The 24,670-nt window shown below is 57.3% G+C and carries 19 protein-coding genes; 2 read left to right on the forward strand and 17 right to left on the reverse strand.

From position 1 onward, the window contains the following. Window positions 1-657: 657 nt before the first annotated feature. Genes ACZCWR_RS25080 through ACZCWR_RS25105 form a run of 6 tightly spaced genes read right to left on the reverse strand, consistent with a single transcriptional unit; the run spans window position 658 to window position 8,556 of the window. Window positions 658-2,901: an ATP-dependent DNA helicase gene (locus ACZCWR_RS25080; protein ID WP_487302450.1), complete on the reverse strand. Its 2,244-nt coding sequence runs from the start codon at window positions 2,899-2,901 to the stop codon at window positions 658-660. Continuing rightward, window positions 2,898-3,338, reverse strand: coding sequence for a VPA1267 family protein (locus ACZCWR_RS25085; protein WP_158948125.1), 441 nt, complete (start codon window positions 3,336-3,338; stop codon window positions 2,898-2,900). Before ACZCWR_RS25085 ends, ACZCWR_RS25080 begins: the two co-directional genes overlap by 4 nt. Then, a complete protein-coding gene (locus tag ACZCWR_RS25090) occupies window positions 3,338-3,772 on the reverse strand; it encodes a hypothetical protein (RefSeq protein ID WP_487302449.1) in 435 nt (144 codons plus the stop codon). Before ACZCWR_RS25090 ends, ACZCWR_RS25085 begins: the two co-directional genes overlap by 1 nt. Then, entirely contained in the window at window positions 3,769-5,778 is a 2,010-nt protein-coding gene (locus ACZCWR_RS25095; RefSeq protein WP_487302448.1) for an integrase, read from the reverse strand. Before ACZCWR_RS25095 ends, ACZCWR_RS25090 begins: the two co-directional genes overlap by 4 nt. Then, window positions 5,775-7,319 (reverse strand): site-specific integrase, encoded by a 1,545-nt coding sequence (locus ACZCWR_RS25100; RefSeq protein ID WP_487302447.1) that lies wholly within the window; start codon window positions 7,317-7,319, stop codon window positions 5,775-5,777. The genes ACZCWR_RS25095 and ACZCWR_RS25100 overlap by 4 nt, the downstream gene beginning before the upstream one ends. After that, window positions 7,294-8,556 (reverse strand): tyrosine-type recombinase/integrase, encoded by a 1,263-nt coding sequence (locus ACZCWR_RS25105; protein WP_487302446.1) that lies wholly within the window; start codon window positions 8,554-8,556, stop codon window positions 7,294-7,296. The genes ACZCWR_RS25100 and ACZCWR_RS25105 overlap by 26 nt, the downstream gene beginning before the upstream one ends. A 383-nt stretch (window positions 8,557-8,939) precedes the next feature. On the opposite strand from ACZCWR_RS25105, the gene ACZCWR_RS25110 reads away from it, so the two are divergent. Next, window positions 8,940-10,358: an MATE family efflux transporter gene (locus ACZCWR_RS25110; RefSeq protein WP_487305742.1), complete on the forward strand. Its 1,419-nt coding sequence runs from the start codon at window positions 8,940-8,942 to the stop codon at window positions 10,356-10,358. A 649-nt stretch (window positions 10,359-11,007) separates the two neighbouring features. Here the strand turns inward: ACZCWR_RS25110 and ACZCWR_RS25115 are convergent. From ACZCWR_RS25115 to ACZCWR_RS25165, 11 genes are all read right to left on the reverse strand, one after another. Then, entirely contained in the window at window positions 11,008-12,387 is a 1,380-nt protein-coding gene (locus ACZCWR_RS25115) for an amidase (RefSeq protein WP_487306141.1), read from the reverse strand. A gap of 768 nt (window positions 12,388-13,155) precedes the next feature. Further along, window positions 13,156-13,917 (reverse strand): class II aldolase/adducin family protein, encoded by a 762-nt coding sequence (locus tag ACZCWR_RS25120; RefSeq protein ID WP_487305743.1) that lies wholly within the window; start codon window positions 13,915-13,917, stop codon window positions 13,156-13,158. Window positions 13,918-13,984: 67 nt separating this feature from the next. Beyond that, window positions 13,985-15,016, reverse strand: coding sequence for a D-2-hydroxyacid dehydrogenase (locus ACZCWR_RS25125; RefSeq protein WP_487305744.1), 1,032 nt, complete (start codon window positions 15,014-15,016; stop codon window positions 13,985-13,987). Then, window positions 15,013-16,377: an MFS transporter gene (locus tag ACZCWR_RS25130; protein ID WP_487305745.1), complete on the reverse strand. Its 1,365-nt coding sequence runs from the start codon at window positions 16,375-16,377 to the stop codon at window positions 15,013-15,015. The genes ACZCWR_RS25125 and ACZCWR_RS25130 overlap by 4 nt, the downstream gene beginning before the upstream one ends. A 188-nt stretch (window positions 16,378-16,565) precedes the next feature. Further along, a complete protein-coding gene (locus tag ACZCWR_RS25135) occupies window positions 16,566-17,357 on the reverse strand; it encodes an amidohydrolase family protein (protein WP_487305746.1) in 792 nt (263 codons plus the stop codon). Continuing rightward, entirely contained in the window at window positions 17,347-18,180 is an 834-nt protein-coding gene (locus ACZCWR_RS25140) for an HpcH/HpaI aldolase family protein (RefSeq protein WP_487305747.1), read from the reverse strand. Before ACZCWR_RS25140 ends, ACZCWR_RS25135 begins: the two co-directional genes overlap by 11 nt. A gap of 202 nt (window positions 18,181-18,382) precedes the next feature. Then, on the reverse strand, window positions 18,383-19,222 hold the full coding sequence (locus tag ACZCWR_RS25145; RefSeq protein ID WP_487305748.1) for a cupin domain-containing protein: 840 nt from the start codon (window positions 19,220-19,222) through the stop codon (window positions 18,383-18,385). 1 nt (window position 19,223) lies between these two features. Then, window positions 19,224-20,117, reverse strand: coding sequence for a hypothetical protein (locus ACZCWR_RS25150; protein WP_487305749.1), 894 nt, complete (start codon window positions 20,115-20,117; stop codon window positions 19,224-19,226). Then, window positions 20,107-21,177: an alpha/beta hydrolase gene (locus tag ACZCWR_RS25155; RefSeq protein WP_487305750.1), complete on the reverse strand. Its 1,071-nt coding sequence runs from the start codon at window positions 21,175-21,177 to the stop codon at window positions 20,107-20,109. Before ACZCWR_RS25155 ends, ACZCWR_RS25150 begins: the two co-directional genes overlap by 11 nt. Then, complete coding sequence (locus ACZCWR_RS25160) at window positions 21,174-21,998, reverse strand: NAD-dependent epimerase/dehydratase family protein (RefSeq protein ID WP_487305751.1); 825 nt, start codon at window positions 21,996-21,998, stop codon at window positions 21,174-21,176. Before ACZCWR_RS25160 ends, ACZCWR_RS25155 begins: the two co-directional genes overlap by 4 nt. A 283-nt stretch (window positions 21,999-22,281) precedes the next feature. Then, window positions 22,282-23,448 carry a porin gene (locus ACZCWR_RS25165; protein WP_487305752.1) on the reverse strand — a complete coding sequence of 389 codons (1,167 nt, stop codon included), beginning with the start codon at window positions 23,446-23,448 and terminating at the stop codon, window positions 22,282-22,284. Between the two features lie 245 nt (window positions 23,449-23,693). Between ACZCWR_RS25165 and ACZCWR_RS25170 the strand changes: the two genes are divergently transcribed. Then, on the forward strand, window positions 23,694-24,500 hold the full coding sequence (locus ACZCWR_RS25170) for an IclR family transcriptional regulator domain-containing protein (protein ID WP_487305753.1): 807 nt from the start codon (window positions 23,694-23,696) through the stop codon (window positions 24,498-24,500). Window positions 24,501-24,670: the final 170 nt, after the last annotated feature.

Here is a 24,670-nt window from a genome sequence, read left to right on the forward strand (position 1 = left end):
GGAGACCCGGCGGACGTCGGATAGTTCGGACGATGGACTATTTGCCCCTCGACGGAACATGGGTGCGCGACGTGGACGTATGAGTTAGGCGTAGCGTACCGGTTGAATCGTTGATTGACGCGAATCACCAGTGCGCAGCAGATGAGTTCATGCTTGCATCCAGGCACGCCTCGCGATCGGCGTTAAGGGCACTCCCGTTCATTGCGATGGGCGGGAGTGCGTCAAAGTCGCCACCAGCGCGAATCAGCCCCGTCGCCCCATCATTAAGGTACCCCGAAAACCCTGTCTGGCGACATTGGCGCCCCGTTTCGGGGTTTGCCTCCCATCACTTCCTCAGAACGGTTATCCACACTAACAAATGTTGGTAGTCGACGCGATGTGAGTGAGTGAAAGCTTCTCCGCCAACCCCGCCCGACAGGACTGTTGGTAGCGGCAGTCTCGAGGCGCGTTTTCAACGCATATCGAGCCCTCGAGCCCGGTTTTGTGGGTAGCGCTTCAGGCTGAGGTGTATGGCAAGAACGCATAAGAATGGCATGGTCGGAAGCCCGATAATGCTGAGCTTCCAACCAGGCCATAGCGTCTGAACCCCTGCGCGCGTCAAGGGTTCGCTACGCCGGGCTGACGCCCGCCCTTGACCCGTTCCGCGCTGTCAGCGAATCACGCTACTTCGGATGCACTGACTTTGGCCTGCTCGAGATATCTCGCGAGCGCGAGGTCCAACGCTACCTTGCGAGTATGTGCCTTTGGTGGCGCAAGCACTGCGCGGCGAGCCGCCTCCATATTGCCCACCAGCAGAACCTGTATCTGCGCGCGCGTGATGGCGGTGTACAGCAGCGTACGGTCTAGCAGCTTTGAGTCAGTTACCGGCACGATGACACGGGGCCATTGCGAGCCCTGAGCCTTATGCACCGTGACCGCGCGACCCAGCTCGACATCCTCGAGCATGTCCTCCGTCAACGCGCGGAGAATGCCATCGTCCCATTCGACCCAAGCGAGGACTGCTGGTGACTCTGCGGTTGCTGCAACAGGCGGCGCTTCCACCCGGACGACTTTGCCGAGTGACCCGTTTTGCAGCGCTTTGTCCCACATGTTGCGCGTACACAAGAGCACGTCGCCCAGATTGAACCCGCAATGCTCTGGCCTCTCGAACTCGTCATTCCACCGGGTTACTGCAGCACACCCCTTCGTGAAACGCTCCTGACATAGCTGATTCAGAACTTTCGTTCCCGCCAACCCATTACGCAAGGGAGACAACACCTGAGTGCGTTCGGGGTCCATGGCATACAGCTCGACGACTCGCTCGGCAATCTGCCGCTCTTCGCACTGAATGAAGGCGACCGCAGCTGCGTGGTCCGCTCCAACGATGGGCCAGACTCCGGCGCGAACCGCCGACGCCACCTCAGCTATCTCACCGCCGTATCGCTTCACTGTCATCAACTCTACGGAGGGTATGGCTTGCGTCCGCATGATGCAATGGAGGACCAATCCAGGGCCTACAGGCATCAACTGATGAGGGTCCCCAGCTAGCAGCAGACGCACCCGGGAGGGTAGCGCTTCACAGATACGGCTCATCGAAACGATATCGACCATGCTCGCTTCATCGATAACGAGCACGGTGGGGCCGTCGAAGTCAGCATCTCGCATCGCCTTCAGGAAGCTGGCAATCGTCGCGGCCGCGCGGCCGGTTGCCTCCTGCATTCGTTTGGCGGCACGGCCCGCGAGAGCGACCTGGAGAACCCTTACACCCGCACCGTCGTAGATACGGTAGAGCGACTTGAGGACGGTTGTCTTGCCAACACCAGCCCCACCCGTGATGCAAGCGAACGCCTGCTCCGCAGCAAGATGTATGGCGGATTGCTGCTCCTGGTTCAGGCTGATTCCGTCTTCCGCCTGGACCGCTGCGATGACTCGGTCCACCTCAGCGCGGGCGAGCAGTTTATGCACAGTGCCTGTCAGCCGTTCGCAAATCGCTTTGGCCACCTGCCGCTCCATGACCAGCGCGCCTAGCGGCTGCAACCCGAAGGCGCTCTCCACGACGCTGCCATTGGCCAAACCCTCGCTCATAGCTTCGGCAAGCAGGCTTCGCCAGGACACGCCTCGTGATTCGCCGAGAAGCGGAACCACCAGCTTTTCGAGGTCAGACTTGAGCATGGCCGTATGGCCATTGGCAAACATCCGGTAGCATGCTTCCTCGACCGCGCCGCGCAGGCGTCGCGGGTCATCCGCCGAAACGCCAAATCGCGTCATCGCCAGCCGGTCGACATCTGTCCATTTGCCGAGGAAAGAAAGGAGGCGGTAAGGGTCTTCTTCGATGCGGGCCTGCGCCTCGCGGCCAAAGTACCTCAATACCTTGCGACCGACGCTCAAGTCAAAGCCATGCACCTGCAACCACTGAAGTGTCTGCGACTGGCCGTGCTCTGCCCAGGCGTTGACCAGAGTCTGCGCGGCGTCGTCAGTCAACACGTCAGCTAACGTCGACGCATCTCCCGCGTCCAAGATGGAATACAGGCGCTCGCCGAATCGCTCCCACAGCCGACGCGCTTTGACTGAACCGAGGCCCTCAAACGCGGGGTTATCGGCTATATATTTGATGATGTGCTCGCCGGCGGGCATCGCGAGATGAAGGACGGCAGCTTCCACCTGCCGCTCAAGCAGCTCGAAGCCGTCGACGACGACACGCCGCTCGGTAACCGGACCGCTGACATGCCACCACTGGCCGCGCTCCACACGCGTGGTGCCTAGCGCCGTCCGGCTAGCCTTAACTACGACATACGCACGCGTGTCAGGAACTGAACCGGTCGCGTCGATTGGAACGCCGGTGAAGATTGCACCGCCGAAGCCGCGAGGATTCTGCGAGCGCACGCCTGTTACCCGGAGCGTCACCGTGACGGCTTCCGTCATCGAGGCAGCCTCCCGGTCTCAGCCAAGGCGTCCTGCAGCACCGAGAAGCGAGCTAACAGCCGCTTGAGTTCGGCGTTTTCCGCGCGCAGGCTAGCGTTTTCTTGCTCCAACCGCGACAGGCGCTCCGCATCCCGCGCTGCACGCATGGGTTCAACTCGTCGCACCGGAATGGCGGCGTCAGCCTCCGATTCCCCAACCGACGCGACAGGCGGGAGCACGCCACGCTCTCGCAGCGATGTCTCGAGAGCCTTCAGCGCATCGCGTATGCGAGGATTCTGTGCCAGCGCCGACTTGGCAAAACCACATTCGGCAGCAATTTCCGTCCGTGACAGGACTCCACGTGCCACCATGTTACGGAAGTCCTCATCCGTTTTCGAAGCAGCCCAGGTCGCAAACTTCCGGACGTTTTCTTCCGCCAGTTGCTGTCCGCTCGCCATCACTTCACCCTTATGGTTCGGTCCCGTTCGGGCTTGGGCAGCGGGGTATTGAGCATAGCCATCGTCACGCCTTTGCGCTCAGCATTGGTTGCCCACGTGACGAACTGCTCGAGGAGTAGCTGATTCTCCTTCTCGAGGCGCTCTACCTTGGCCTTGTAGCGGGCCGTTTGCTCCAGCGCTGCCCGGACCCGCTCATCCCGAGGCTGACTGGGTTCGCCCTTCCACGTACCGCGTAGCGCATCCTTCTTGAGCGAGAAGGCGTTGGCTATTTCCGCGTACTCTGCAAACGTGAAGCGTGAATACCTGACGCCGGAGGCCTTCTCCACTGCGTCCAACAGCAAGTCCCACGTGAGCTTGCCCGTCCAATCGTCAAGGATATCGATTACGACCTTGATTCGCTCTTCGGTCAGGTCGGGCGCGCGAGTCTTCTTCATGGCAGCACCTCTCGCTCAGTGTTCTTCAGGACGTTGACGGGTCGCGCATTGGCATCGGAGATGAGCGGAGCGTTGGCCAGGTCGAGCCGGATTCGAGCGCCAAGCGGCACCGATGGGTCCTCCAGAATGGACAGCATGGCATTGACTCGCTCAAGCGTCTGGGACTGATGCTTTACCCAATTGTCGGCGCCGAACTCCTCGTCGCTCAGGGCTTCTCGAGCCTGGCCGAGCAGGTATTCCGTCTCGCCCTTCAGCAAACGAAGATTGGCTTCTTTGTGTTTTTCGCCCTTGACGCACTCCTGCTCCTCACAGTTCATGCAGTCGCGGTACATCTGGCAAGGTTCGCTGGCAAAGTTGTGGGTGCACCAGCCGTACTCGGTTGTGTGGGCGGCGACGATACCAATTCTTTGGAACTCACTGCGTAGGATGAGCTCCCGTCCGCCCGTGGCCACCAAATTCGAAGTGAACCCGGCCTTCAGAGCCGCGCTGATGGGCGCCTGCACCTCGTCCGAACTCATATGGTCGTAGGCTCGGTTCTGCCCGACATCCTTGCGACCAGAGAAGATGGCAATCTCAGTACTGCTGAGGCCGCCCATCTGAGCCAGCATATTCAGATAATGCCTCAGGCTGTGGCTCTTGAGCTCGATAGGTGAGCCGTCGTCCTCGGTGTATGCGAAGCGCTCAAAGATGGAACTTCGGCTGGCGATACCGAGTCCATTTGTGACGCTGCTGTAATCGATGCAGTGGAACATGCAGAGGTAGGTCGCCTTCGAAAGATGCATTCCATTGGTTCCAATAATAGCCATGGCGTCTTTGCATAGGAGCTCAGGGGCGCCAGGAACGAAGGGGAACGTTGCTGGCAGCATGGCGACCACCGCACGCTCCACGTCGACGAACCGGTAACCAATCCGGCGGCCGCTTAGCGGCACTCCGGCGAGATGTTTAGCGCGGGCCCAAGTGTTCGCGGCGTTCCTCGATTTCTTCGTAACCCCGTCGCCCCATAAGACCAAGGCCAGCTCCGCTGCCGTCAACAGCTCTTGGTCACGGAGGTGCTCTGCGGCCTCATGCAGAAACAGGGACGCTGGATTTGCGGTGTACCAGGCCGCAATCTCCTGTGCGTGTACCGTCATCTTTAAAAGCTTCGCGACCGCTTCTCTTGCAATCGGTGCCATTTCGGAAGGAAGCCATTTCGTCGTGTCTTCGAACCCCTTCGACCCCGCCCAACGCAGTCCGAACTTTCCGTGGAATTCGCCGTCCCCTTCGACCAAACAGTTCCTGCGTAACCGGAGAACTTCATTGATGCGCTCTGGCGCACAGACCAACAACGCTGTGTAGCTGGAGACCAGCACGTCTGCCGGTTCGGTAGCCTGATGGAAGATGCCGGCTAGTGCTCGCAACGTCGCCGCTGAAGGCAGTTTTTCTTGTCGTGCTGCCAACGCCGCTTTCGAAATTCTGGACCCTAGCTCTTGGGGCTTTTTCATACCGTGAGCCCACGGCTGCCGGAGCGAGATGAAGCCATTGGAGCTCATCAGCTCCGCAATCATCTCGAGCTGTCCAGCAATCCGGTACGCAACGCCAAGCGAGACCTGCTTCTTGGCTAGCTCCACGGCGGTGTCCAGCACATCAGGGTTCACCGCCGTCGGCCGGGAGCCCTTGCTCCACTCACGCAACGCCGCTTCAAGACATCGCAACGCCGCAACGCGGACGCTTTGCGAAACGACCGGCCGCTTGTCGTGCAGATAGACGAGCGCCGCCTTGGCGAAGTCAAGAAATGGCGGTGGCATGCACGGCTCAGGCGCGTCGTTGCTTGCAGCCTCCAGCGTGCTGAACACCGCTCGGTGAACCTTGTTGTGGCCCTTCAGGCGCCCAATTTTCCAGACGTTCAGCCCGAACTGCGCACGAGCGTCCAACACCTCGGACTGTTTGCAGAGCGCAATGAAAGCATCGAGATTGGCCTGCGGCTCCAGTTCAGCACGGGGCGTAAAATGAAGAACCGTCGCGCTCACGATGTTGGCTCCTCCTCGCGCTGCGCCCACACCACTGCGCACTCGGCCATGACTTCCTGGACCGCGCGGATGGCGTCGTCGTTGATTGCGGCGAGCCTCTGGTCGCTTGCCCACTTTTCGCGTTCAGTCCGCAGACGCTGAAGCACCTTTTGATGGGGTGCATCGAGCCATGGCTCGAACTTGAAACAGGTGTAGCACGCAACCGGCTTGTTGAAGGCACATCCGCCACCCTTGCCGGCGCAGCTGCCAACCGGGTCCTTCGAGACCCGAAAGTCAATGATGCGACTACCGGGCGCGCCCTTGTGCGTCGAGTGCTGCTCGTCCTCGACCAGATGGCCTCTGAACGCGCGAGCCAGAGGAGCCAGTTGAGTGCCTATCGCCTTGTCGATGTTTTCGGCAATCTTAGGCGAGGCCTGCACGTAGACGCCGACGTGCTGTAGGTCCGCATGTCCCAGCCGGTCGGCGATGACAGTCTTACTAGCACCCTCTTCAGCAAGGCGTACGCCAAACGTGTACCGGAATCGCTTGGGAATGACCGGGATGGGTGCGAACTCAAGTCGTTCAGTGGGGGGAGCAATGTCTTTCAACGCACCGCTGTACCCCTTAGAGAGCGCTTGGCTAGTACAGTGTCCAAAGAACATGTCATCGTTGGCACGCCGGTCTACCCTCGGCCCAAGCGCCATCACGACGCCTTCGGGAAATAACGGTGCGTCGTCACCGTACCCTGTGGCTCTCAGGCCATCAATGTACTGCTCGGCAAACCGCCCCGTCTGTGGGCTTATATCGAATTCATTGAAAGACACGCGGGAGTGCGCCTCTCGTGTCTTGACTTGGGGAAGCCGAAGAACGAACGTGCCATCGCGTACGGTCAGGTCCATTACCTTGAGGGACGCATACTGGGAAATGCGGCCTCCGCAGGCAAAAAGCAATCGCGTAAGAACGGCGACCCACTGAGATACTTCCCCAGTGCCGTACGCTGTATCAACGGCCTTGTAGAGTGCCGTGTATTCGGCTTCGGTAAAGGGCCCTTCCTCAGGGTCCCGGGTGAGGACGGCCTTTCCCTTGGTGTTTCCCGGCTTACGCCGTTCGCGCAAGTACTTGGTGCAAGCTGGCTCGATACCGTAAAGACCAATCGCCCCCCACTTCTGCAGCAAAACATTCAACGTGCCCAGACGCCACTTCTCATGGTCCTTGAGACGTGCAGCGTAGTTCGACACTTCCGCAGCCGTGATGAACGGCAGGGGGATAGACGGGTCCCGGAGCGCAAGAAAGTGTGTAAATGCCTGAAACAGGTTCGTCAAATGGCTCGCAGAGCTTCCTTTTGCGAAAACCAGAAGGGCATGCTTCAATGGCTTGCGAAGTAACGCGTACGGTCCATCGAACTTGCGGAAATCCAAATGGAGCCGGAACGGCCCGTCAATCCAATCCCATACATCGTCGTTCGGATTGAATGCGATGCCCCGCCGGGTGAATGCGACGTCCGGCAGCCGAAGCGCGAGGCCAGTTGAGCGCTCTTTATTTATCTTGTTTGAGTTTTTCATCAAGTCGCTCCTGCAGCTTCAATGCAACCTGTCGCCCTTTACGAGCGGTATGCCGACGCGTGTAAGTGGCGGCCATCGCGGAGTTATCGCTCCAGCCCTGCTGAGCGTTTCGCGCCCTCTCCTCGACCGCATCGCTAAGCCCAAGGACCTCGGCCTGCTCGGAAAATCGGTCGTTCCACGTGTGACGCATAACGTGGCTCGTCAACCTCACTGGCAACCCAGGACACGCCGCGCGCAATTGCGCGAACAACTTGTCGACACTGGATTGCGATAGCGCCTTTCCCTCATCTGAGACGAATATTTGCGGGACTTTCCTGGCGGCCTTGATTGCACGGCGGTCCTTGTTGATGAAGTTCCATAGCGCTTTCATGATGGCCGGCCTGAGTTCAATCTCGCGGTCGTTCGTCTTCGTGTTGGCTTGGATGCGACGAAGGTCTTCTTCAGCGTCTGCACGACGAATGACGCGCAGCTTCGGCTCACTGGGGTGCAGGTCTCCAATCTGGAGCCCCAAGAGTTCCCCGCGCCGCATCCCGGTTGCCAACAGAAGTACAACAATCAGCCAATTTCGCAGGCGGACGAAACCCCGCTCCCACGGGTTATCTGGTGATTCAGGGTGAACGACGGCGAGAATTCGCGCCATTTCCTCTTCACTCAGACCCACGCGAGCGTTCAACTTGGCTCGCTTTGAAACCTTCGGGATGTTTGCACGGAATGCCGTAAGAGCGTCTTCTTTCTCAGCCTTGAGTGACCTGCGCTCAGGCTGAGGCAGCGTGCTTCCGACATAGTCCGCCAGGAACGCCAGATAGTCGGCCATATACCGGAGGCGAGAGGCTTGCGTCGCAACGTCAACCGCCTCACGCTCCGTCTCTCCGCCCTTCCGGCGGGGTCGAACTCGCAACAGATTTATGACATTGGGCTTGCCCTTGCCTACCTCATCCGCATCGAGGTCATCCATCCGATACTGCACCGATGACGCAAGCCGGTTCAGTTCGGGAGCAGTGAGAAATTGCCCCGTGGACAAACGCCCGAGCAGGTCTACCTTGGCCTTAGCGAGTTCCCGGTACAGCAACGCCAAGGTCAGGCAAACGAAGTGAATGGTGTTTGCAGCACGCCCCTTCCGTCTGTACCTGTCTAGGTAGAGCGTGACTTCGTGGACCGGAAGTCCAAAGGAAACCTGGAGAACTGAAAGGCGCTCTCCATTCCGAAACCGAATCCGCTTGGCAAAATAATCGGCCATCTACCCACCATTTTCAGCAAGTAATAGTTTATCCCCGTCATCAGTAAAGCACAAAAAAATATGTTGGTAAAGAAAAAGCCTGCTTCCAAAAAGGGAAGCAGGCTTCTACCAACAAAAAAAACGCTTAGTCGGATTTAAAAAAGGATGTCGTTCTCAGTGCCGGCTGTCACCACGACACCAAGAGCGACCCCCTTGTTGATGGCACTCCGGCACGGCCTGTTTGATTTCGGAAACGACGTCGTCGCGCTCACGCAGGCACCTCAAGAAAGAAAAACGTTAGGTAGAAGTCTTGCAATAAAGTTTGATTAACTACTAGGTCCAAAATTTTATAAAGAGCCTCCGATGCGGTTATCGACCGTGACACGTCACTTCCTGGAGCGTTGATGAACGCAGGTACGCCCCGCTCAGAACAATTGCAGACACCCACCCGGACTGAGTCTGTAGCAAGCAGCCATTCCCTTCGTCGTGCGCTATTTCTCGACGGGCCGATACTTTCCACGGTCGTTCGTGTGTCGTGGCCCAACATCATCATCATGGTCGCGCAGGCGACAACGGGGCTGATCGAGACGTGGTACCTGTCGCGCCTGGGCACCGATGTGCTGGCCGCAATGGCCATCGTCTTTCCCGTCCTGATGCTGGTGCAAGCGCTGTCAGGCGGTGCATTTGGCGGGGGCATCTCGTCCGCCATTGCCAGAGCGATCGGAAGCAACCGGACAGACGACGCTGACGCCCTGGTTCTTCACTCGATTCTGCTATCCGGCGTGCTTGGCCTGATCTGCTCAGTCGTCATCCTGTCGTTCGGTCCATCGATTTATCGAGTTCTCGGCGGCGAGGGTGCCTCGCTAAGGGCGGCGTTAATCTATTCGAATGTCATTTTTTTGGGCATGCCGCTCCTGTGGATCATGAATAGCCTCGCGGCGGTGATTCGCGGTACGGGCAATCTGTTAATCCCGGCAATTGGCATCTGTGGCGGCGTCGTCATTCTGGTACCGCTTTCGCCGCTCCTAATTTTTGGTTGGGGGCCATTTCCAAAAATTGGCATCGCCGGGGGCGCGGTCGCACTTTTGGTGTATTACCTGTGCGGGGCCATCTTCTTCGGGTGGTACATCGTGAGTGGTCGCAACGCCGCGCGCTTTCGCTGGGTGCGCCTGCACCCGCAGATGTTTGCGCAGATCCTGCACGTCGGCCTGCTCGCGGCGATTTCTACCATCGTCACGAACGCCACGATCGCAGCAGCAACGTCCATGATCGGTCATCGGTTCGGAACGGCCGAAGTCGCCGGCTTCGGCACCGGAGCGCGCCTCGAATATCTCCTCGTCCCCCTGATCTTCGGCGTAGGCGGCACACTTGTCGCGATGGTTGGCATGAACGTCGGCGCAGGCCGTGGTCACCGCGCAAGGACGATTGCGCTGGTCGGTGGCGCTGTCTGCTTCGTCATGACCGAAGGGCTCGGTCTTGCAGCGGCGCTCTTTCCTACCCTCTGGCTGCGCCTGTTTGGCGCAGATCCATCAATGATTGCCGCTGGCTCCACCTACCTTCGTATCGTCGGGCCTTTCTACGGTTTTTATGGTTTTGGATTCGCGCTCTACTTCGCGAACCAAGGTGCAGGCACGCTGCTTTGGCCCGTGCTTGGCGGTTTGGCGCGGCTCCTTCTCGTAGGCGCTGGCGGCTGGCTCGTGCTGAGCGTGACGGGGTCCGTGGTTTCGCTTTATGCAGTCATCGCTGCCGGGCTGCTGCTGTACGGCTCCATCCTCACGGCTTGGACGCTGTTCGCTGCCTGGGGACGGCGCAGTGCAGGTTGAATCGGCCCGGAAGTGCAGAAACTTCAAATCTTGACTGAAACCGAAAATTTGGAGCGAGGAAAACGACGGCAAGACGACGAGGCCCCACGGGGACCCGATGTTCGAATGAGGTCCGTGAGCAAGCGGTCCGGATGGTGTTTGAGCATCAACACCAGTACCAAACGCGGGGCGCGGCGATCCGCTCGACCGCCTCGGGACTGGGATGTCGCGCGAGAAGCTTCGCGACTAGATCATTCAAGCTGAGCGGGACCGGGGTTAACGAGCGGGCGCGGCAACTTCGGAAATGGCGCCTCTGAAGGAACTGAAAGTTGTCGCGCGATGGCGTAAACGTCGCGCGCTGGACGGTTACGCGCCTGATGAAGGTGGTGGCCTCGAAGGTTTGTGGCGCGCGCGCCGGATCAAAACGACGCAGCGCAACGATGCGGTGGCGTTTCCGCCGGACCGGTCAAACGGCAGTTCCGGTCGTAACCGATGTGTCTTGCATGCCGTATCGTGGAACTCTTCGTCTCCCGGCGTGCGCGCATCCAGCGCCGCCCAATTTTTATGTAGTCTCCTGTCTCACAGCGCCGAGAGCCTATCATGACCGTCAAACAAGCCCATGTAGCCCCGAGCCAGTTCGGGATGATCTTTTGATAAGCCATGAAAAACGCTATCGAATACTTGAGATGGTCGATTCGATGCTTCTTCCGATTGCAAGCAGCGCTTCATCGGCATGCGGCGCGGCGGCCAGCGTGAGCCCGACAGGGGCGTCTTCGTACCGGTGGCAAGGCAATGACAATGCGCAAGCGTCTAAGAAATTGAAGACGCTTGAATTTCGAAAAACGAGAGCGTTAGTGCGTGCGAATTCTTCGTCATCGTTTATAAGGTCCGCGAGCCTGGGAGGTTCGATTGGAACTGTTGGGACCATCACGGCATCAATCTGGCTCCACAAACTGGTTTCGGTCTCACTGAGCATCGCCGCACGTGCTGCGAGTAGGTCGAGATAATCTGCGGCACTCGCTGCTTTGCCTCTGATAATGCGAGCGTACACACGGGGGTCGTAGGCATCCTGCCGCGTCGTTAGATACTTGCGGTGCCAAGCATAACTTTCGATGGTCGAGAAGCCGAATTTGTTGATTTCCGGGAGCCGATCCAGTGCCGGCAGGCGTAAATTTTTGATGTTGGCCCCGGCACGTGACAGGCAATCGACAGCGGAAGCAAATGCGCGCGCCACGCTAGGGTCGAGTCCGTCCATAACGTAGTTCGAAAGGACGCCAAGACGGACGCCTGCCAACGGACGAAGGCCGTCTTCGCGATATACAGTACCTCTCAGGACGCTATCAAGGATCGCGCAACACGAGACTGTTACACCCACTACACCCATGGAATCAAGGGTAACGGATAATGGAATACGCCCCTCGCGAGGAATCCGTGTTGCCGTCGGCTTGAAACCAGTCATTCCACACATTGCCGCTGGGATTCTTATTGAGCCGCCGGTATCGGTTCCCAGGGCCACCGCCGCCATCCCATCGCTCACGGATGCTGCCGCGCCAGAAGACGAGCCACCGGCAATGCGCTCGTCGCCGACAACGTCTCTGTGATAAGGCGACAGCGGGTTTCCATGAAGGGTATTCAACCCCAACGCATCGAAGGCAAACTCACTCATGTTCGTGCGGCCGACGAATACAGTTGCTGAAGAGCGCAGACGGGAAATCACTGGCGCATCAGCGATGGCAGGTGGGGCATCGGCGAGCACCCGGGAGCCCGCTCGTGTAGCCTGCCCCTCCACATCGATCGTGTCTTTGACGGAAATAGGAATACCAGCAAGAACCGGGAGAGACACACCTGCAGACCGTAACTTGTCCTGTTCGTCTGCAGCGGCACGCGCGAGGTCGGCATTTACAAAAGTAAAAACAGCTGAACCCTGACCACAGGGGTCGTTGATCCGATCAAGCGCCGTCTCAACGAGCGCCCGGCTGGTTGTACGTTTTGCGGAAAGATCCTCCGCGAGCTTCTTAAGCGGTGGAAAAGGGGTCGGTGCGCCAGGCATATGCAGTATTCGCTTGATTGCAATGTATCTTCTCGCTACCGAGCTTGCGGGAGCAAGTGCGGTATGCAGATCTTGGTGAGCGCGCAGTCCGCGGTTGACGTCCGGCAAAGCAGTCAGAACTTCTAAAGCTGTGCGCATAAACGACGCGTTGTGAACTCGCTCACCCGAGTGTGCTCGAACTATTGATTGGGCGAAGCGAAGCGACGGTCAAGCTGGTTCATATGAAACAGTCTTCCCCGGAACGGGCCAGCTTCGCCTCGATTTGGCCTCTCGACTCTCGCTTGATTCGCTCCGCAGTACACTTGCCCTCTCGACGATTGCCCGCGGTCTGTACGTCTCCCAACGAACATAACTTGCGTCCCAGATTTCCAGCGTCGAAAAGCATTCCTTGTTCAAAGCCATAGCGAAACCTCTGTCTGATATCCCGCGAGGACGGATTAGATCTCTCGGTCCGACCAGCTGCACCCATCAGTGTAAGAACCACGGCACTCCGCAGCTTGCTTCGGCAAGCCATCTGGTCACTTCGATTCCCGAGAATACTCACTGTCAAGGCCCCCCCTAGCGGGACTTGCCAACGCTTATTCCAACAGGACGCACGCGCCTTCATCAACCCGTACCTGCAGCATGGCGACACCAGAAAGAGCGCGGCAGCCCGAACGAACACCCCCAAGATACACGTTAATCCCCTTCAAGCCCCTCACAACCGCGGGCGCAACAGAACCCTTTCTTCGCGATGGTGCGAACGGGCCTGCCTCTGCTGATCCCTGTCTATTCGCGGAACCCGGGTGAAATGCGGTCGGCAAACCGCAACTGAGCAGGCCATTCGATGGTTGAATCGAGCTTATCCCAGTGCCTCGCGGCACGCTCACATACCGCTTCGTCCGGAAACGTGATACGGTTACCCGACGCCTGAATCAAGAGCTGAGTCTCGCAACTTGCCACCAGCGACCTCATGATCGAAAGCGCCTCTGCGCAGCTGGTTCCGGCAGTTAACAGTCCGTGGTTGCGCATCATCATCGCTTTGTTCCGTGTCCCAAGGTCGCGGGCAATCCGCTCAGACTCGTCCAGATGTGTCGCGACTCCCTCATAGTCGTGATACGAGAGCCTATTGAAAAATCTCATCGCACCCTGGTTGAGCGGCAACAGTCCGTCTGCGCACGCGGACATTGCCATGCCGGGCACGGTGTGGACGTGCACACAGGCGTTCAATTCTGGCCGGGCGTTCAGCACAGCCGTATGGATGGTGTAGCCCGCCTTATTTACATCACGGCCGACTTCGTCAGCAGCCAAACTGCACGAGACCTTAATCAAGTTGGACGCAGTGACTTCTTCGAACAGCATGTCGTTGTGCTTGACGAGCATGAAACCGGGCTCTTCCGGGACACGGAACGAAATGTGATTGTAGATAAGGCTGCTCCAACCGTAATGCCCACAGAGGCGGTATGTCGCTGCCAAGTCGATACGTGCTTGCCACTCACTTGCATGCGAGCCAAGCGAACTCTGAGTATCGGAACTGATGACGCTGGCCATAACGTTTCCTTAATCGATGCGATTGTACATACGCGGTTTCTAGCGCGAAGCGCGACCCGAACCCGAGCTACGCTGTAGGGACGGTCTCGTTCTGTAACGGCAAACCAGCGCAGAACTGTGCGAGGTTACTACTGAACAGCGATAGCAACCGCTCCTGATGTCTGGTGAAACATCCAGCGCTATGGGACGAAATCAATACGCCGGGCATATCCCACAAAGGAGACGAGGCCGGCAATGGTTCGGCCTCGAATACATCAAGGTATGCGCCAGCCAAACGCTTATCCCTCAATGCATCAATCAACGCAGGTTCGTCAACCACCGAGCCTCGCGCAACGTTCACCAGGAACGCGTGCTTCCGAAGTAAGGCGAGTTTTTTGGCATCGATCAAATGATGCGTGGTACTGGTGAGAGGACAGGCGAGTATCAACCAGTCCGTAGTCGGCATCAACTCTTCAAAGTTTTCAAAGGTGTACAAAGCGTCGAAGGCGGCCATCTGGCCTGGGGAGCGCCGAACTCCGCTCACATGCATCCCAAGCGCCCGGAGCGCCTGACCGATCGCCTGGCCAATTGCACCAGTACCCACCACGACTGCCTTTCGGCCGGAAAGGTCGTCGGGTACGAGTGCTCCTCGAAGCGGTTGCCATTTGCGTTCCTTCTGAGCTTCGATCCAGAGTGGAACACGTCTCACGATCGCCAACATCCCCGCCAGTGCAGTTTGTGCCACGGCTGCAGCATTCACGCCGGCTGCGTTAGTGATTCGGACGCCCCTCTGATGAAGAGTTGAATAGAATGCACGATCGACGCCAGAAGCGCAGATTTGCAGCCACTCGAGATTAGTAGCTTCCAGCGCAAGCTTAGAAAAACGCTCCAAGGTCGGTGCGTTATAGCTACGCGTCGACGATCCCATTACGTCGACCGAAAGCAGAGCTACTCTAGCAGAGCTAATCTGCTCCGGGGTGAGGGGTTGCGCGCCATCGATGACGAGAAGTTCAACTGCCTGGCGCGCTCTAGCGCCAGCCGCGACTAACATCTCGCCATACTCGTCGGCGACCTCTCGTGATACGAGAATTCCGCAAGTTTCCGTCTGCAATTCGTTCATTTTCGAAGATTGCCCGTAGATTTGGCGCCCGGATCCCGGGCTAAGTCTTTTGGCTTCACACCGAGGATAAGCGCAAGCGCTCCCGCCATCACAATAGCCGCCGCAACCAACAGACCGGCATTCAAACTGCCCGTAGTCTTCGCGACATATCCCAACAACGCAGGACCGAACGCGCCTCCGGTCGCTCCAAGGCAGCTCATAAACGCGATTCCGCCAGCCGCGTCACGGCTTGAAGCGTAGTCACTTGGGATTGTGAAAATGACAGGAAGAGTCGAATAGTGGCTCGCGATGATGACAACGAGCGTGCACAACGCGAGCACCGGTTCCGCGCTCATGTATGTTAGAACGACCAATCCGACTGATGCAATCATTAAAGGAAGCGCTACGTGCCACCTGCGCTCCTTCTTTCGATCTGAGTGCCAACTCGACAGGATAAGGCTAATCATGCCAACCATCGACGGCACCGCGCCGAGCAAGCCAATATCAACGATAGATTTGACCCCAGAGCGTTGGATGATCGACGGTGTCCAAAACGACAAGAGGTTACCCATGGTGAATGAAGCGAACAGCAGAAAACCAATAATGTAGGTCTTTGGGTCGCGAATGATTCGCGACAGCGACCCTCCTGGGCGACCGCCATTATCCTTCCGTTCCGCCTCGAGGTCAGCGATTATCTGTTCGCGCTCGGCCGCAGACAACCATTTGGCGTCAGCCGGTCCATTGTCGAGCCAGAAATACGCGATCACACCAAGCATGACGGCCGGGATTCCTTCCAAAAGAAACAGCCACTGCCATCCCATGAGACCATGCGCTCCCGACGTCGAATGCATGATGTAACCCGCTAGCGGGTTTCCAAATATGGCCCCCATAGGAACGGCAAGGAAGAAGATCCCCGTCATTCGCGCGCGGTAGGCAGCAGGAAACCAATACGTGATGTACAGCAGGACCCCTGGAATGAATCCAGCTTCCGAAGCGCCCAACAAGATCCGCGCAATATAAAACTCAGTAGGCGTTCGGATGAACATTGTCCCCACGGTCACCAAACCCCAAAGCACCATGATTCGCGACATCGTTGCTCGGGCGCCAATTCGAGCGAGCAACAAGTTGCTCGGCACCTCAAAGCAGATGTAACCGGCAAAAAATAAGCCCGCACCCAGACCGTAGGCGGCTTCGCTGAAGCCCAGTTCCTGCATGAACTGCAGCTTTGCCATCGCTACATTCGACCTGTCGATGTAATTCGCCAGATAGCAAATTAGAAGGAAAGGCATCAGTTTCAGCGTGAGCTTCTTGTAGACTGCTCGCTGGGACGGCGTGCTCTCGTCTCGTTTGGTTGTTAGAACTACCTTCGTATCAGCCAACATTTGTCCCTCCAATATCTTATAGATGTTTAATACACTTAACCTCAGTGGCCCAGCGAGAGGCGCTGACTGAGTTCCAACAACGCAAACAAGAAAAAGTCGACACAATTGCCATCACTTTTTTGATAACTGACGAAAAAAATCATTACTCGCCGCTCGTTGATTGGCGGCGAGCCCTGTCGAATACCACCTCACGCGTAAAGAGCGGCGGGGTTCTCCAGCAGAATCTTGGTCTTCTCTGCATCGTCGAAACCCCATACGTCCAACGCCTGAAGCAATGCCCGCTCGCTTACAGGTTCAGTGACATTGGGATGCGGCCAATCAGTGCCCCATAGGATCCGCCCCGGATTTGCATCGAAGAGTTTCCTTGCAAGAGCCTCTAACCCGCCGAAGCAGTGCTCCGCAGCAGCGAAGTGGTAAGGAGCCGATAGCTTGATCCAGCATTTCCCTCCCCGGAGTGCGTCAACAACAAGCTCAGTTGCACTATCGCTTGAGGCTACGCCGGGCATCAATCGAGCGAAATGATCAAGAACGATGGGTATTCCCGCCTTAGACAGCTTGTCGACAATTTCCGGCAAAGTATCGACGTCTGCGTACACTTGGACGTGCCAATTCATTTCAGCGAGTGTTGGTCCGAGTTCTAAGAGGCGCTCAAGTTCCCCCCCTTGCTTGAGCCGCGGGGCATAACGTAGCCCGCGGACACCAAGTCCTCGCCAAGCGTTGAAATCGACGCTTGCACCGTCATGCGGCAGTACTGCGATTGCTCGCGCGCGCCCCTCTAAACGCGTCAGGCCCACGAACATTACAGTGTGGTCTTCTCCCAATTTGCTGGGTTGAACAAAGACCATGCGCTTAATCGCCAACGGTCCGGCGACAGTGCGCATATATTCGTCCAAGGTCTGCGCTTCTGTGCCTTCAGACTGACTCTTTGATGGAGCAAAGATGTGCAGATGGCAGTCCCAAATACCGTTCTCACCGCCCACGATCCGTTCCTTTGCTATCGGCTCCCGCGAGCCCTTGACTTGGCGTGTTGTTACCGCCTTTCAGGCCGGCCATGACGTCCCGCGCGCTTCTTCGGAGGAGCGCTTGATCAGAGCCAATTACCGCAGCCGTCGCACCGATTTTGAACAGCGCTTCCGCCTCCTGGACCGACGCAGCAAAGACAATTGCAGCTTTTCCCGCATCCGCGCTGGCTTGACAGATGTCCTTCACCGCTTCCATCACACGGGGACTATTTGAGGATGCCTCGCCAAGCGACACGGCCAGATCAGCGCGGCCAATGAGTGCCCCGTCGACGCTTTCTACGGACAGAATTCCTTGCAAGTCTGTTAGGGCTTCCTCATCTTCAATCTGTACGATCACGGCGGTGTAGAGGTTCGACTCTGCAGTAACGTCCGCCAACTGGCGACTTCCATATCCAGCGCTCCGCGTTGCTGCGGAGAAGCCACGCCCGCCTGGGAGGTATTTGCACGCAAGACCAACACGCGTAGCGGCGTCCCTCGAGATAACATGCGGAACAACAACACCTGCGGCCCCTCCGTCCAAAGGTGACAAAAGCGTGGCTGCAGAGGAGTCGGGAACGCGGACTAAGGCCGGAACACCACTGGCCTTTGCCGCTAGGCTTAGCTGATCAACCTCTGAGCGTCCCAATGGGGAATGCTCCGCGTCGATGACGACAAAGTCGAACCCCTCCGACGCCAGGATCTCGACGTTCGCGGGCACAGAAGACTTCACAAAAACGCCGTACATCCGCGTTCGCGCGCGCAGCGCGCTTCTGAAACGTGTCAAGTGCGCTTCATATGACATAATTCGTTCGTCTTTAGTTATGCAAACAATTTCGCTAGTCTCGATTAAGTCTCGCCAACGCCCTACAACATACGTTTGATGAAAGGTGGTGCCACGCGTCCCAATGAAAGGGGCGCTCTGATAGCGCTCCACCGCGATTAGCCACTGGCCACTGGCACGATGGGCGCACGCTACCGCGCCTTTCAGTATGTCGATTGAACCATTAGACGGACCTCAGCATGTCCACGTAGTCTGTCGAGTTAAGGACTTGCCCCTTTTTGATAAAGTCCCGTCGCGGTGGCGCAAAAATGTCGATAAGGACGTGGCGCATATCCCCTACCCCTTCGGTAGTGTGAACGATACCGGGCGGAATCAACGCTATTGATCCGGCGGTGCACTCGAAGTGGAGGTCTTCGCGCCACTCGTTAGCGTCCTTGGACCAGGGCGTCCTAAGGTGGTGGACAAAATCTCCGGCCAAAGCAAGTGACCCCTGCTCGATATCTTCGTGCGAATGAGGAGACAGTTGGGACCTGTTCCGAGGGCCTTCGTACTCTACCCAGTTGATACTCATCGTCGCCGACTGAAAGAGTTTCGCCCGTGGCATACCCGGCGAATTGGGAAGTTGCTCGAGCGAATAGAAAAGCGGCACAGATTCGCCACTCGCTCGCGCAAAAGATGGAGTGGTATCTTTGAGTGCTGGGCCGTCTGCGTCTGCGCTCAACGGAACGCTTTGCAGCCCCTCAGGAACGGTCGCGTACAGCCGTACAACACGACCTTTTCCAGCAACTTGAATATCGTATTTGCCTGCCGGGAGAACGACAACCGACTTTCCTGGGACCGAAATCGCGCCGCTAGGCCAGGTAATCTCAGCGCCCACGTCCGGAAGAAGTACCATGACGTCTTCCAAGCATTCTTCGGTCAGCGTGCAAGCTTCGGAAGCCTCCGTCAAGGCGACGAGGAACGACCGTGCGCGAACATAGCGGGTAATGCTGCCCGGCCCAGCCAAGTGCGACCCACTTGCGTCAAAGTTGACGACCCGCGGTTGGGGTTGTACGACGTTCATCTTAATCAAACCTCACTTGAAGCTTCACAGGATTTGTATCGAGGCCTTCCCACAGAGTGTCCATAACCGTGCCGTTCGTCGGACGCAAGCGTGACATTGCACCTAGCCCGAGCTTGTCACCGGTTCTCAATTGCACGCCGCGCGAGTTCTGGTCTTGAACAATCCAGAGGATCGCCTTGAGCGGATCACCCATGATTGACGTACCACGCTCAACTTCGATCGTTTTGCCGGTGCCATCGCGGGTCGTAACCGTCATATTTCGCAACGCCTGCGCCAACGCCTCGGGCGACTCAAAGTGGATCGGATGTCCGTTCAACATCGCGCGTGTGCCTACGTTGTAGACAGTCAGAATTGGGCCCGTCAGCTTCTGATTCGGCTGTACGAGGCTATCGCCGAGTTCAATCGATGGAATGACATACGCGATGTGCGAAGCTACTTCGTCAACCGTCTTGGCGCCATTGATCCCTGCGTCCTTGACCGTCACGATGAGTTTCGCTTCAACGATGGGACGCACCCCGTATTTCACGGGGATAACCGTATCTTGCTCGTCCACCATCTGGAACATTCCAGCCAGATAGGTCGAACTTAGCGGGTCCCGTACGCCGAGATCGCGTTGGGCTGGCGGCGTGATCGCGGCAACTTTATATCCGACCGCTGGTCCGAGCAAAGGCTGCAATGTCTTGAGAAACTCGGCGCGTGCACATTCCGCCTGCTCCATTGTCAGGCCTGTATCAATTAATGGCATGGGCGTACGGTCTAGCCAATGTTGAGCCGTACTACGTCCAAGCGCATGACAATCCAAAGACTCAGCAGCCATAGTGTGTTGTGCCATAAAAGACGTCACCCCCAGCGTGGCGACGAGAGCCGCCAGCGGGTACTTCATTTTAATTTTCATGTGTCTCCTCGCCCCTACGCGGGCCGCATTCTGGAAGATTTGTAGAAAGGAAGTCATCGACCGCACGATAAACCTGACCACGTGACCGCTCAAAAATCATGTAGTGCGTTCCATCGCCGATCGTCAACTCCCTCCGTCCACAGCTGTTCGACAGCCGTGAAATAAACGAATCGGAAAAATTGTCGGCGTCTCCATGAACAATGAACGTCGGCGCAGTGATCTTCGATGCATCGTAGATAGGGCGACCACTGAAAACCTCAAAGAGGTCGACAATGGGTCCCAAAGGGCGACGTACAGTTACCGGAGACGGGCGTGCTGGATCGGAGTCGAGAAAGACTTCTGAAACTCTCTGCAAAGTCTTTGGATCCCGTAGGCGGTCGTACGAAAGCCCCGTTGTATCGAGCATCCCATTCCATTGATCAACGATTGCCTTGACTGGCACGACGCTGTATGAAGGAAGCTTCAGATTTATGTGGTCTGGATCGGACGGGTCAGCGAACAGCTTCGTGATCGAGGGAACATGGGTCGAATACATGCTGTCGATAAGTACAAGCCGCCTAAGATCGGCAGGCTGAGTAGCCGCCCACATTCCAGCCACGACTCCACCCCATGACCATGCCATGACATCAACCTTGGTTCCGGGGCAAAGAGTCTGAACGTATTTCACCGCACGCGTCACGTCCTTGAGCACGTCTGCAGCTCTGATAACCGGTTGCCCAGCGGGAGCGACGCTCATTTCGGGAGGTCGTCCCGAACGACCAAATCCTGGAAGATCTATTGCGAAACTTGATCGCCCCGTACTGGCGAGATACTCCATGAGCGATGCGCCCGGCACGTCGAAGGCCATCGACGTCGGAACTCCGTAGCCATGCAGCAGAAGAACCGGTGGCTTCTCGCACAGATTCTTCGCCTGTCTCGCATGCACATGAAGCCGATATGCGCCAGTCTGATCCGGCTCAATGTACCGGTCGACTGGGCCGGACACGGCGGCGTTGGCGGCAGCCAGATTGCCGAAGGTGACGCCTGCAGCCAAGATTGCAATGCTGAAGATCTTTTTCATTTTTTCCCTGGGATGCTGTCCGCTGAAAAGCCATCTGCCGCCCACGGGCCACCCTGGAACCTTATCTCCGGCACTCTGACATCGCGGGCTGCCGTGAGCGTGTCAGTCGAAACGAATTCGGACGAGTAATCGTCAGCTTTCGAGGCGGGCTGGTAACCCAAATGGCTTGCGCCGTCATTGCTCCACCACGCCCTGTTGTTGTTCGAGACGCCATAAGCGACCGTGTACCCAACACGCTCGGCAGTGAGTGATGCCCAAATCAGCCTATTCAAGTCGTCATAGCTGACCCACGTGCTCAGGTGCCGTTGGTTAAGCGGTCTCTCCAGCGCCGACCCGATCCGCAGACATACGGATTCAATTCCATGCTTGTCCCAATGCAAGCGGGCAACGGATTCGCCGAACACCTTACTTGCGCCGTAGAGGGTATCGGGGCGTGGCACTGCATCGACGCCAAGACGCTCCTCTGGCTGATAAAAACCTACAACGTGATTGGTACTGCCAAATACGACGCGGCGTACACCAGCTTCTCTGGCGGCCTGGTACAAGTTCCAAGTCGCCGTGACGTTAGCTGTCGCAATCTTCTCGATAGGAGCTTCGCGTGGGATACCAGCGAGGTGGACGACAAGTGTAGCCCCTGTCAACAATGCACGGGTGGCGTCAATGTCAGACAGATCGCATTGAACTGTCTGCTCACCGTCTGTCGCCTTTCCGAGGTCCACGATGTCAGAGCTTATTAGTCTGCACTTGCCTCTAAGAAATTGCCGCGTACGGCTTCCAATCTTGCCGCCGGCACCAGTAAGTACCACTAATGGCTCAGACACAAAAACCTCCTCCGTATCAACATTATTGTGGAAAGCGACCACTGATTACACATCGCTGTCGCCGGACGCCTAGAGACACATCGGGGTCCGGCAGGCCCTACCCTCGCGGACCTAGACGCAACAGGTACACAGCGGCGGCCAGCACAAACCCTAGCAAGCGCGTGCGTTGAGCCACTCTTCAGATCCAGCGAGACAGCGATTCCCTCACAAACGTATGGTTTGCATATTAGGACAGAACGCCAAGAGCGTCAACTATGCGGACACATGTCCGTATAGCGGACATTTAAAATTTGTGTCGTATTCCCAGCCGCACCAGCGTTGCGTTGTTCGTGCCAGATGCGGTCAAGCCGTTGATCGCCGCAACGGCGGTGTGGCCCGTCGAATCGCGGCCAGTCGCGTGCTGATACACATATACGACATAGACGTCGGTGCGCTTTGAGAGCAAGTAGTGCATGTCGGCGGCCGCCTGCTGATATCTCGCGCCGACGACGCCTGTTGACGTGCTCCCGTTTGTGAACAGATACTGCGCGCCAAACGACCAAGCTGACGTCGCTTGATATTGCACGTTCGCTTCATAAGTATCGAAAGTTGCGTTTCCGACTAAGTGGAGCGGGTTGGGCCCCGACGAAAGGTCGTTCAAGCCGACAAACCGAGTATCTGAAAATAACGCACCGATAGTGACCTTGTTCAGGGTGTAAGACGCTCCGGCGGCCACTTCTTTGTAGGAGTGTGCGGACAGAAACCCGCTAAAGACCGGGGAGACATTGTTCGCCGTTGCGGACGTCAGCGGCGTTTGAGACGACGTACCGAAGAAGCCCACGTTGGGATTTCTTGCGTCAAGGTAGCCCACCCCCGCAGCAATCGGGCCGTTTGCGTAGCTGAGTGCCAACGCCCAGATCTGGTTCCGTGCTGGATCTCCCGCAACGCCTCCGAGCGAATACTGTGCGCCGGCAGTCAGGCCGAACAGCGTGGGGCTCGTGTATTTGACGGTATTGTTACTGCGATCCGTATAGTTGATGTTGTCAAGATCTCCAGGGTGCGCGGCAGCCACTGAGACGCCTTGATTAGACCCTGCAAACTTTGCTATCGCATCGACTCGAGAATCATATTGTCGACCGAAAGTGACCGTACCAACTCGGCTCGCGACTCCGACGAATGCTTGACGTCCAAACAAAAGGCCACCTTGACCAAGCTTCCCGTTAGTAAGGTCGAAGCCATTCTCAAGTTGAAAGATGGCCTTAAGTCCGCCACCAAGATCCTCTGAGCCGAGAAACCCAAAGCGGCTTCCCTGCATTAGCCCGCTGGACTGCGCATATACAGCATGTCCACCAACATTCGACTCGAAATTGAGACCGGTATCGAGTATCCCGTACAGCGTTACAGAACTTTGAGCATTTGCTACAGTCGAGCATGCACAAATCAGCGCACCGGCGCAGATCAACCGATTCATCCGTCGTCCTCCAAGTTGTTATTTGGCTTATCTAGCGTCAGAACATCCACTTTTGCTTCGTTCGCCCCATCTCCCACCGTAAGGGACTGTGCCGCAAGAGCTAGAATGTTTGACGAAATCAAATACTAGGACGCTCAGGCGGAACGGTCAACTCCCGGACAACTGTCCGTATTGCGGACGTTGTCATTGACTTTGATTTTTTGCGGCGGCACAATGTCCGCATTGCGGACCTTTTTGAGAGAAACATGGCTAAGGCAGCATCCACGGCAGTCAAGGCAGTCGCGCGCAGTCGGCCTCCGTACTTCGTGCAGAGCCTCGAACGGGGCTTTGACATCTTGAGAGCGTTCAGGAAGGAGCGCGCGTCGATGACGATCAGCGAAGTAGCCAAGGAAACAGGATTGACGCGAGGCACCGCTCAACGGTTTTTGCTGACGATGATTGATCTTGGCTATGCCGAAACGGACGGTAAGAGGTTCAATCTGCGCCCTCGGGTCCTTGACTTGGGCTATTCATACCTTGCCTCTCACGAGGCGTGGGAAATCGTCGAGCCGTTTGTGGAGCAGATCGTCACCGAACTAAACGAGTCCTGCACCGTTGGTGTCCTCGACTGGCCGGACGTGGTGTACGTGTGTCGGGTACAAGCGCGACGCGTTGTCAATGCGACGCTCAACGTTGGTTCGCGAATCCCCGCGCACGCGTCTTCCTTGGGGCACGTGCTCCTCGCGAATCTGCCGCAAGATGCATTGAACAAATACCTCGAAGATGCCGTCCTGACTCCGAGGACCCCCAATACGATCACTGACAAGGCAAAGCTCCAACGTGTCCTTGAGCAAGTCAGGCAAAACGGCTGGGCGCTTGGCGACCAGGAGTATGAAGAAGGAGTCAGATCGGTGTCGGTTCCACTGACTGATCGACAGGGCAATGTGATCGCTGCCTTGAAGATTGTCGCTCCTACGAGCCGCGCAACGAAGGAAGACATGGTCAAGCGTTTCCTTCCAGTCCTACAGCGGGCAGCCGAACAAGCTAGTTTGGCATTGCGGTCCCGAAAGTAATCGCTGAATCGCTATTACGAGATGCCAGGAGCGGACGCTGGCGAGCGCCGTGATTCCTCTCAGCGGGGGGCTTATCCGACGCATTGTCTTGGTGGCTCGGTGGCCATGCTGTTGCGACACGGTTCGCGATCCTCGTGTGACGGTCAGGGCGCATCCTCTCTTCCCTAGGT

The organism is Caballeronia sp. A2-2 (assembly GCF_057612605.2).

Bases quoted from the DNA above. Each gene is read 5' to 3' on its own strand.
- ACZCWR_RS25115 (WP_487306141.1), bottom strand. From the start codon at position 12,387: ATGCCTGGCGCACCGACCCCTTTTCCACCGCTTAAGAAGCTCGCGGAG.
- ACZCWR_RS25080 (WP_487302450.1), bottom strand. From the start codon at position 2,901: ATGACGGAAGCCGTCACGGTGACGCTCCGGGTAACAGGCGTGCGCTCG.
- ACZCWR_RS25100 (WP_487302447.1), bottom strand. From the start codon at position 7,319: ATGAAAAACTCAAACAAGATAAATAAAGAGCGCTCAACTGGCCTCGCG.
- ACZCWR_RS25170 (WP_487305753.1), top strand. From the start codon at position 23,694: ATGGCTAAGGCAGCATCCACGGCAGTCAAGGCAGTCGCGCGCAGTCGG.
- ACZCWR_RS25105 (WP_487302446.1), bottom strand. From the start codon at position 8,556: ATGGCCGATTATTTTGCCAAGCGGATTCGGTTTCGGAATGGAGAGCGC.
- ACZCWR_RS25150 (WP_487305749.1), bottom strand. From the start codon at position 20,117: ATGAAAATTAAAATGAAGTACCCGCTGGCGGCTCTCGTCGCCACGCTG.
- ACZCWR_RS25130 (WP_487305745.1), bottom strand. From the start codon at position 16,377: ATGTTGGCTGATACGAAGGTAGTTCTAACAACCAAACGAGACGAGAGC.
- ACZCWR_RS25140 (WP_487305747.1), bottom strand. From the start codon at position 18,180: ATGTCATATGAAGCGCACTTGACACGTTTCAGAAGCGCGCTGCGCGCG.
- ACZCWR_RS25090 (WP_487302449.1), bottom strand. From the start codon at position 3,772: ATGAAGAAGACTCGCGCGCCCGACCTGACCGAAGAGCGAATCAAGGTC.
- ACZCWR_RS25125 (WP_487305744.1), bottom strand. From the start codon at position 15,016: ATGAACGAATTGCAGACGGAAACTTGCGGAATTCTCGTATCACGAGAG.
- ACZCWR_RS25155 (WP_487305750.1), bottom strand. From the start codon at position 21,177: ATGAAAAAGATCTTCAGCATTGCAATCTTGGCTGCAGGCGTCACCTTC.
- ACZCWR_RS25145 (WP_487305748.1), bottom strand. From the start codon at position 19,222: ATGAACGTCGTACAACCCCAACCGCGGGTCGTCAACTTTGACGCAAGT.
- ACZCWR_RS25120 (WP_487305743.1), bottom strand. From the start codon at position 13,917: ATGGCCAGCGTCATCAGTTCCGATACTCAGAGTTCGCTTGGCTCGCAT.
- ACZCWR_RS25085 (WP_158948125.1), bottom strand. From the start codon at position 3,338: ATGGCGAGCGGACAGCAACTGGCGGAAGAAAACGTCCGGAAGTTTGCG.
- ACZCWR_RS25110 (WP_487305742.1), top strand. From the start codon at position 8,940: ATGAACGCAGGTACGCCCCGCTCAGAACAATTGCAGACACCCACCCGG.
- ACZCWR_RS25165 (WP_487305752.1), bottom strand. From the start codon at position 23,448: ATGAATCGGTTGATCTGCGCCGGTGCGCTGATTTGTGCATGCTCGACT.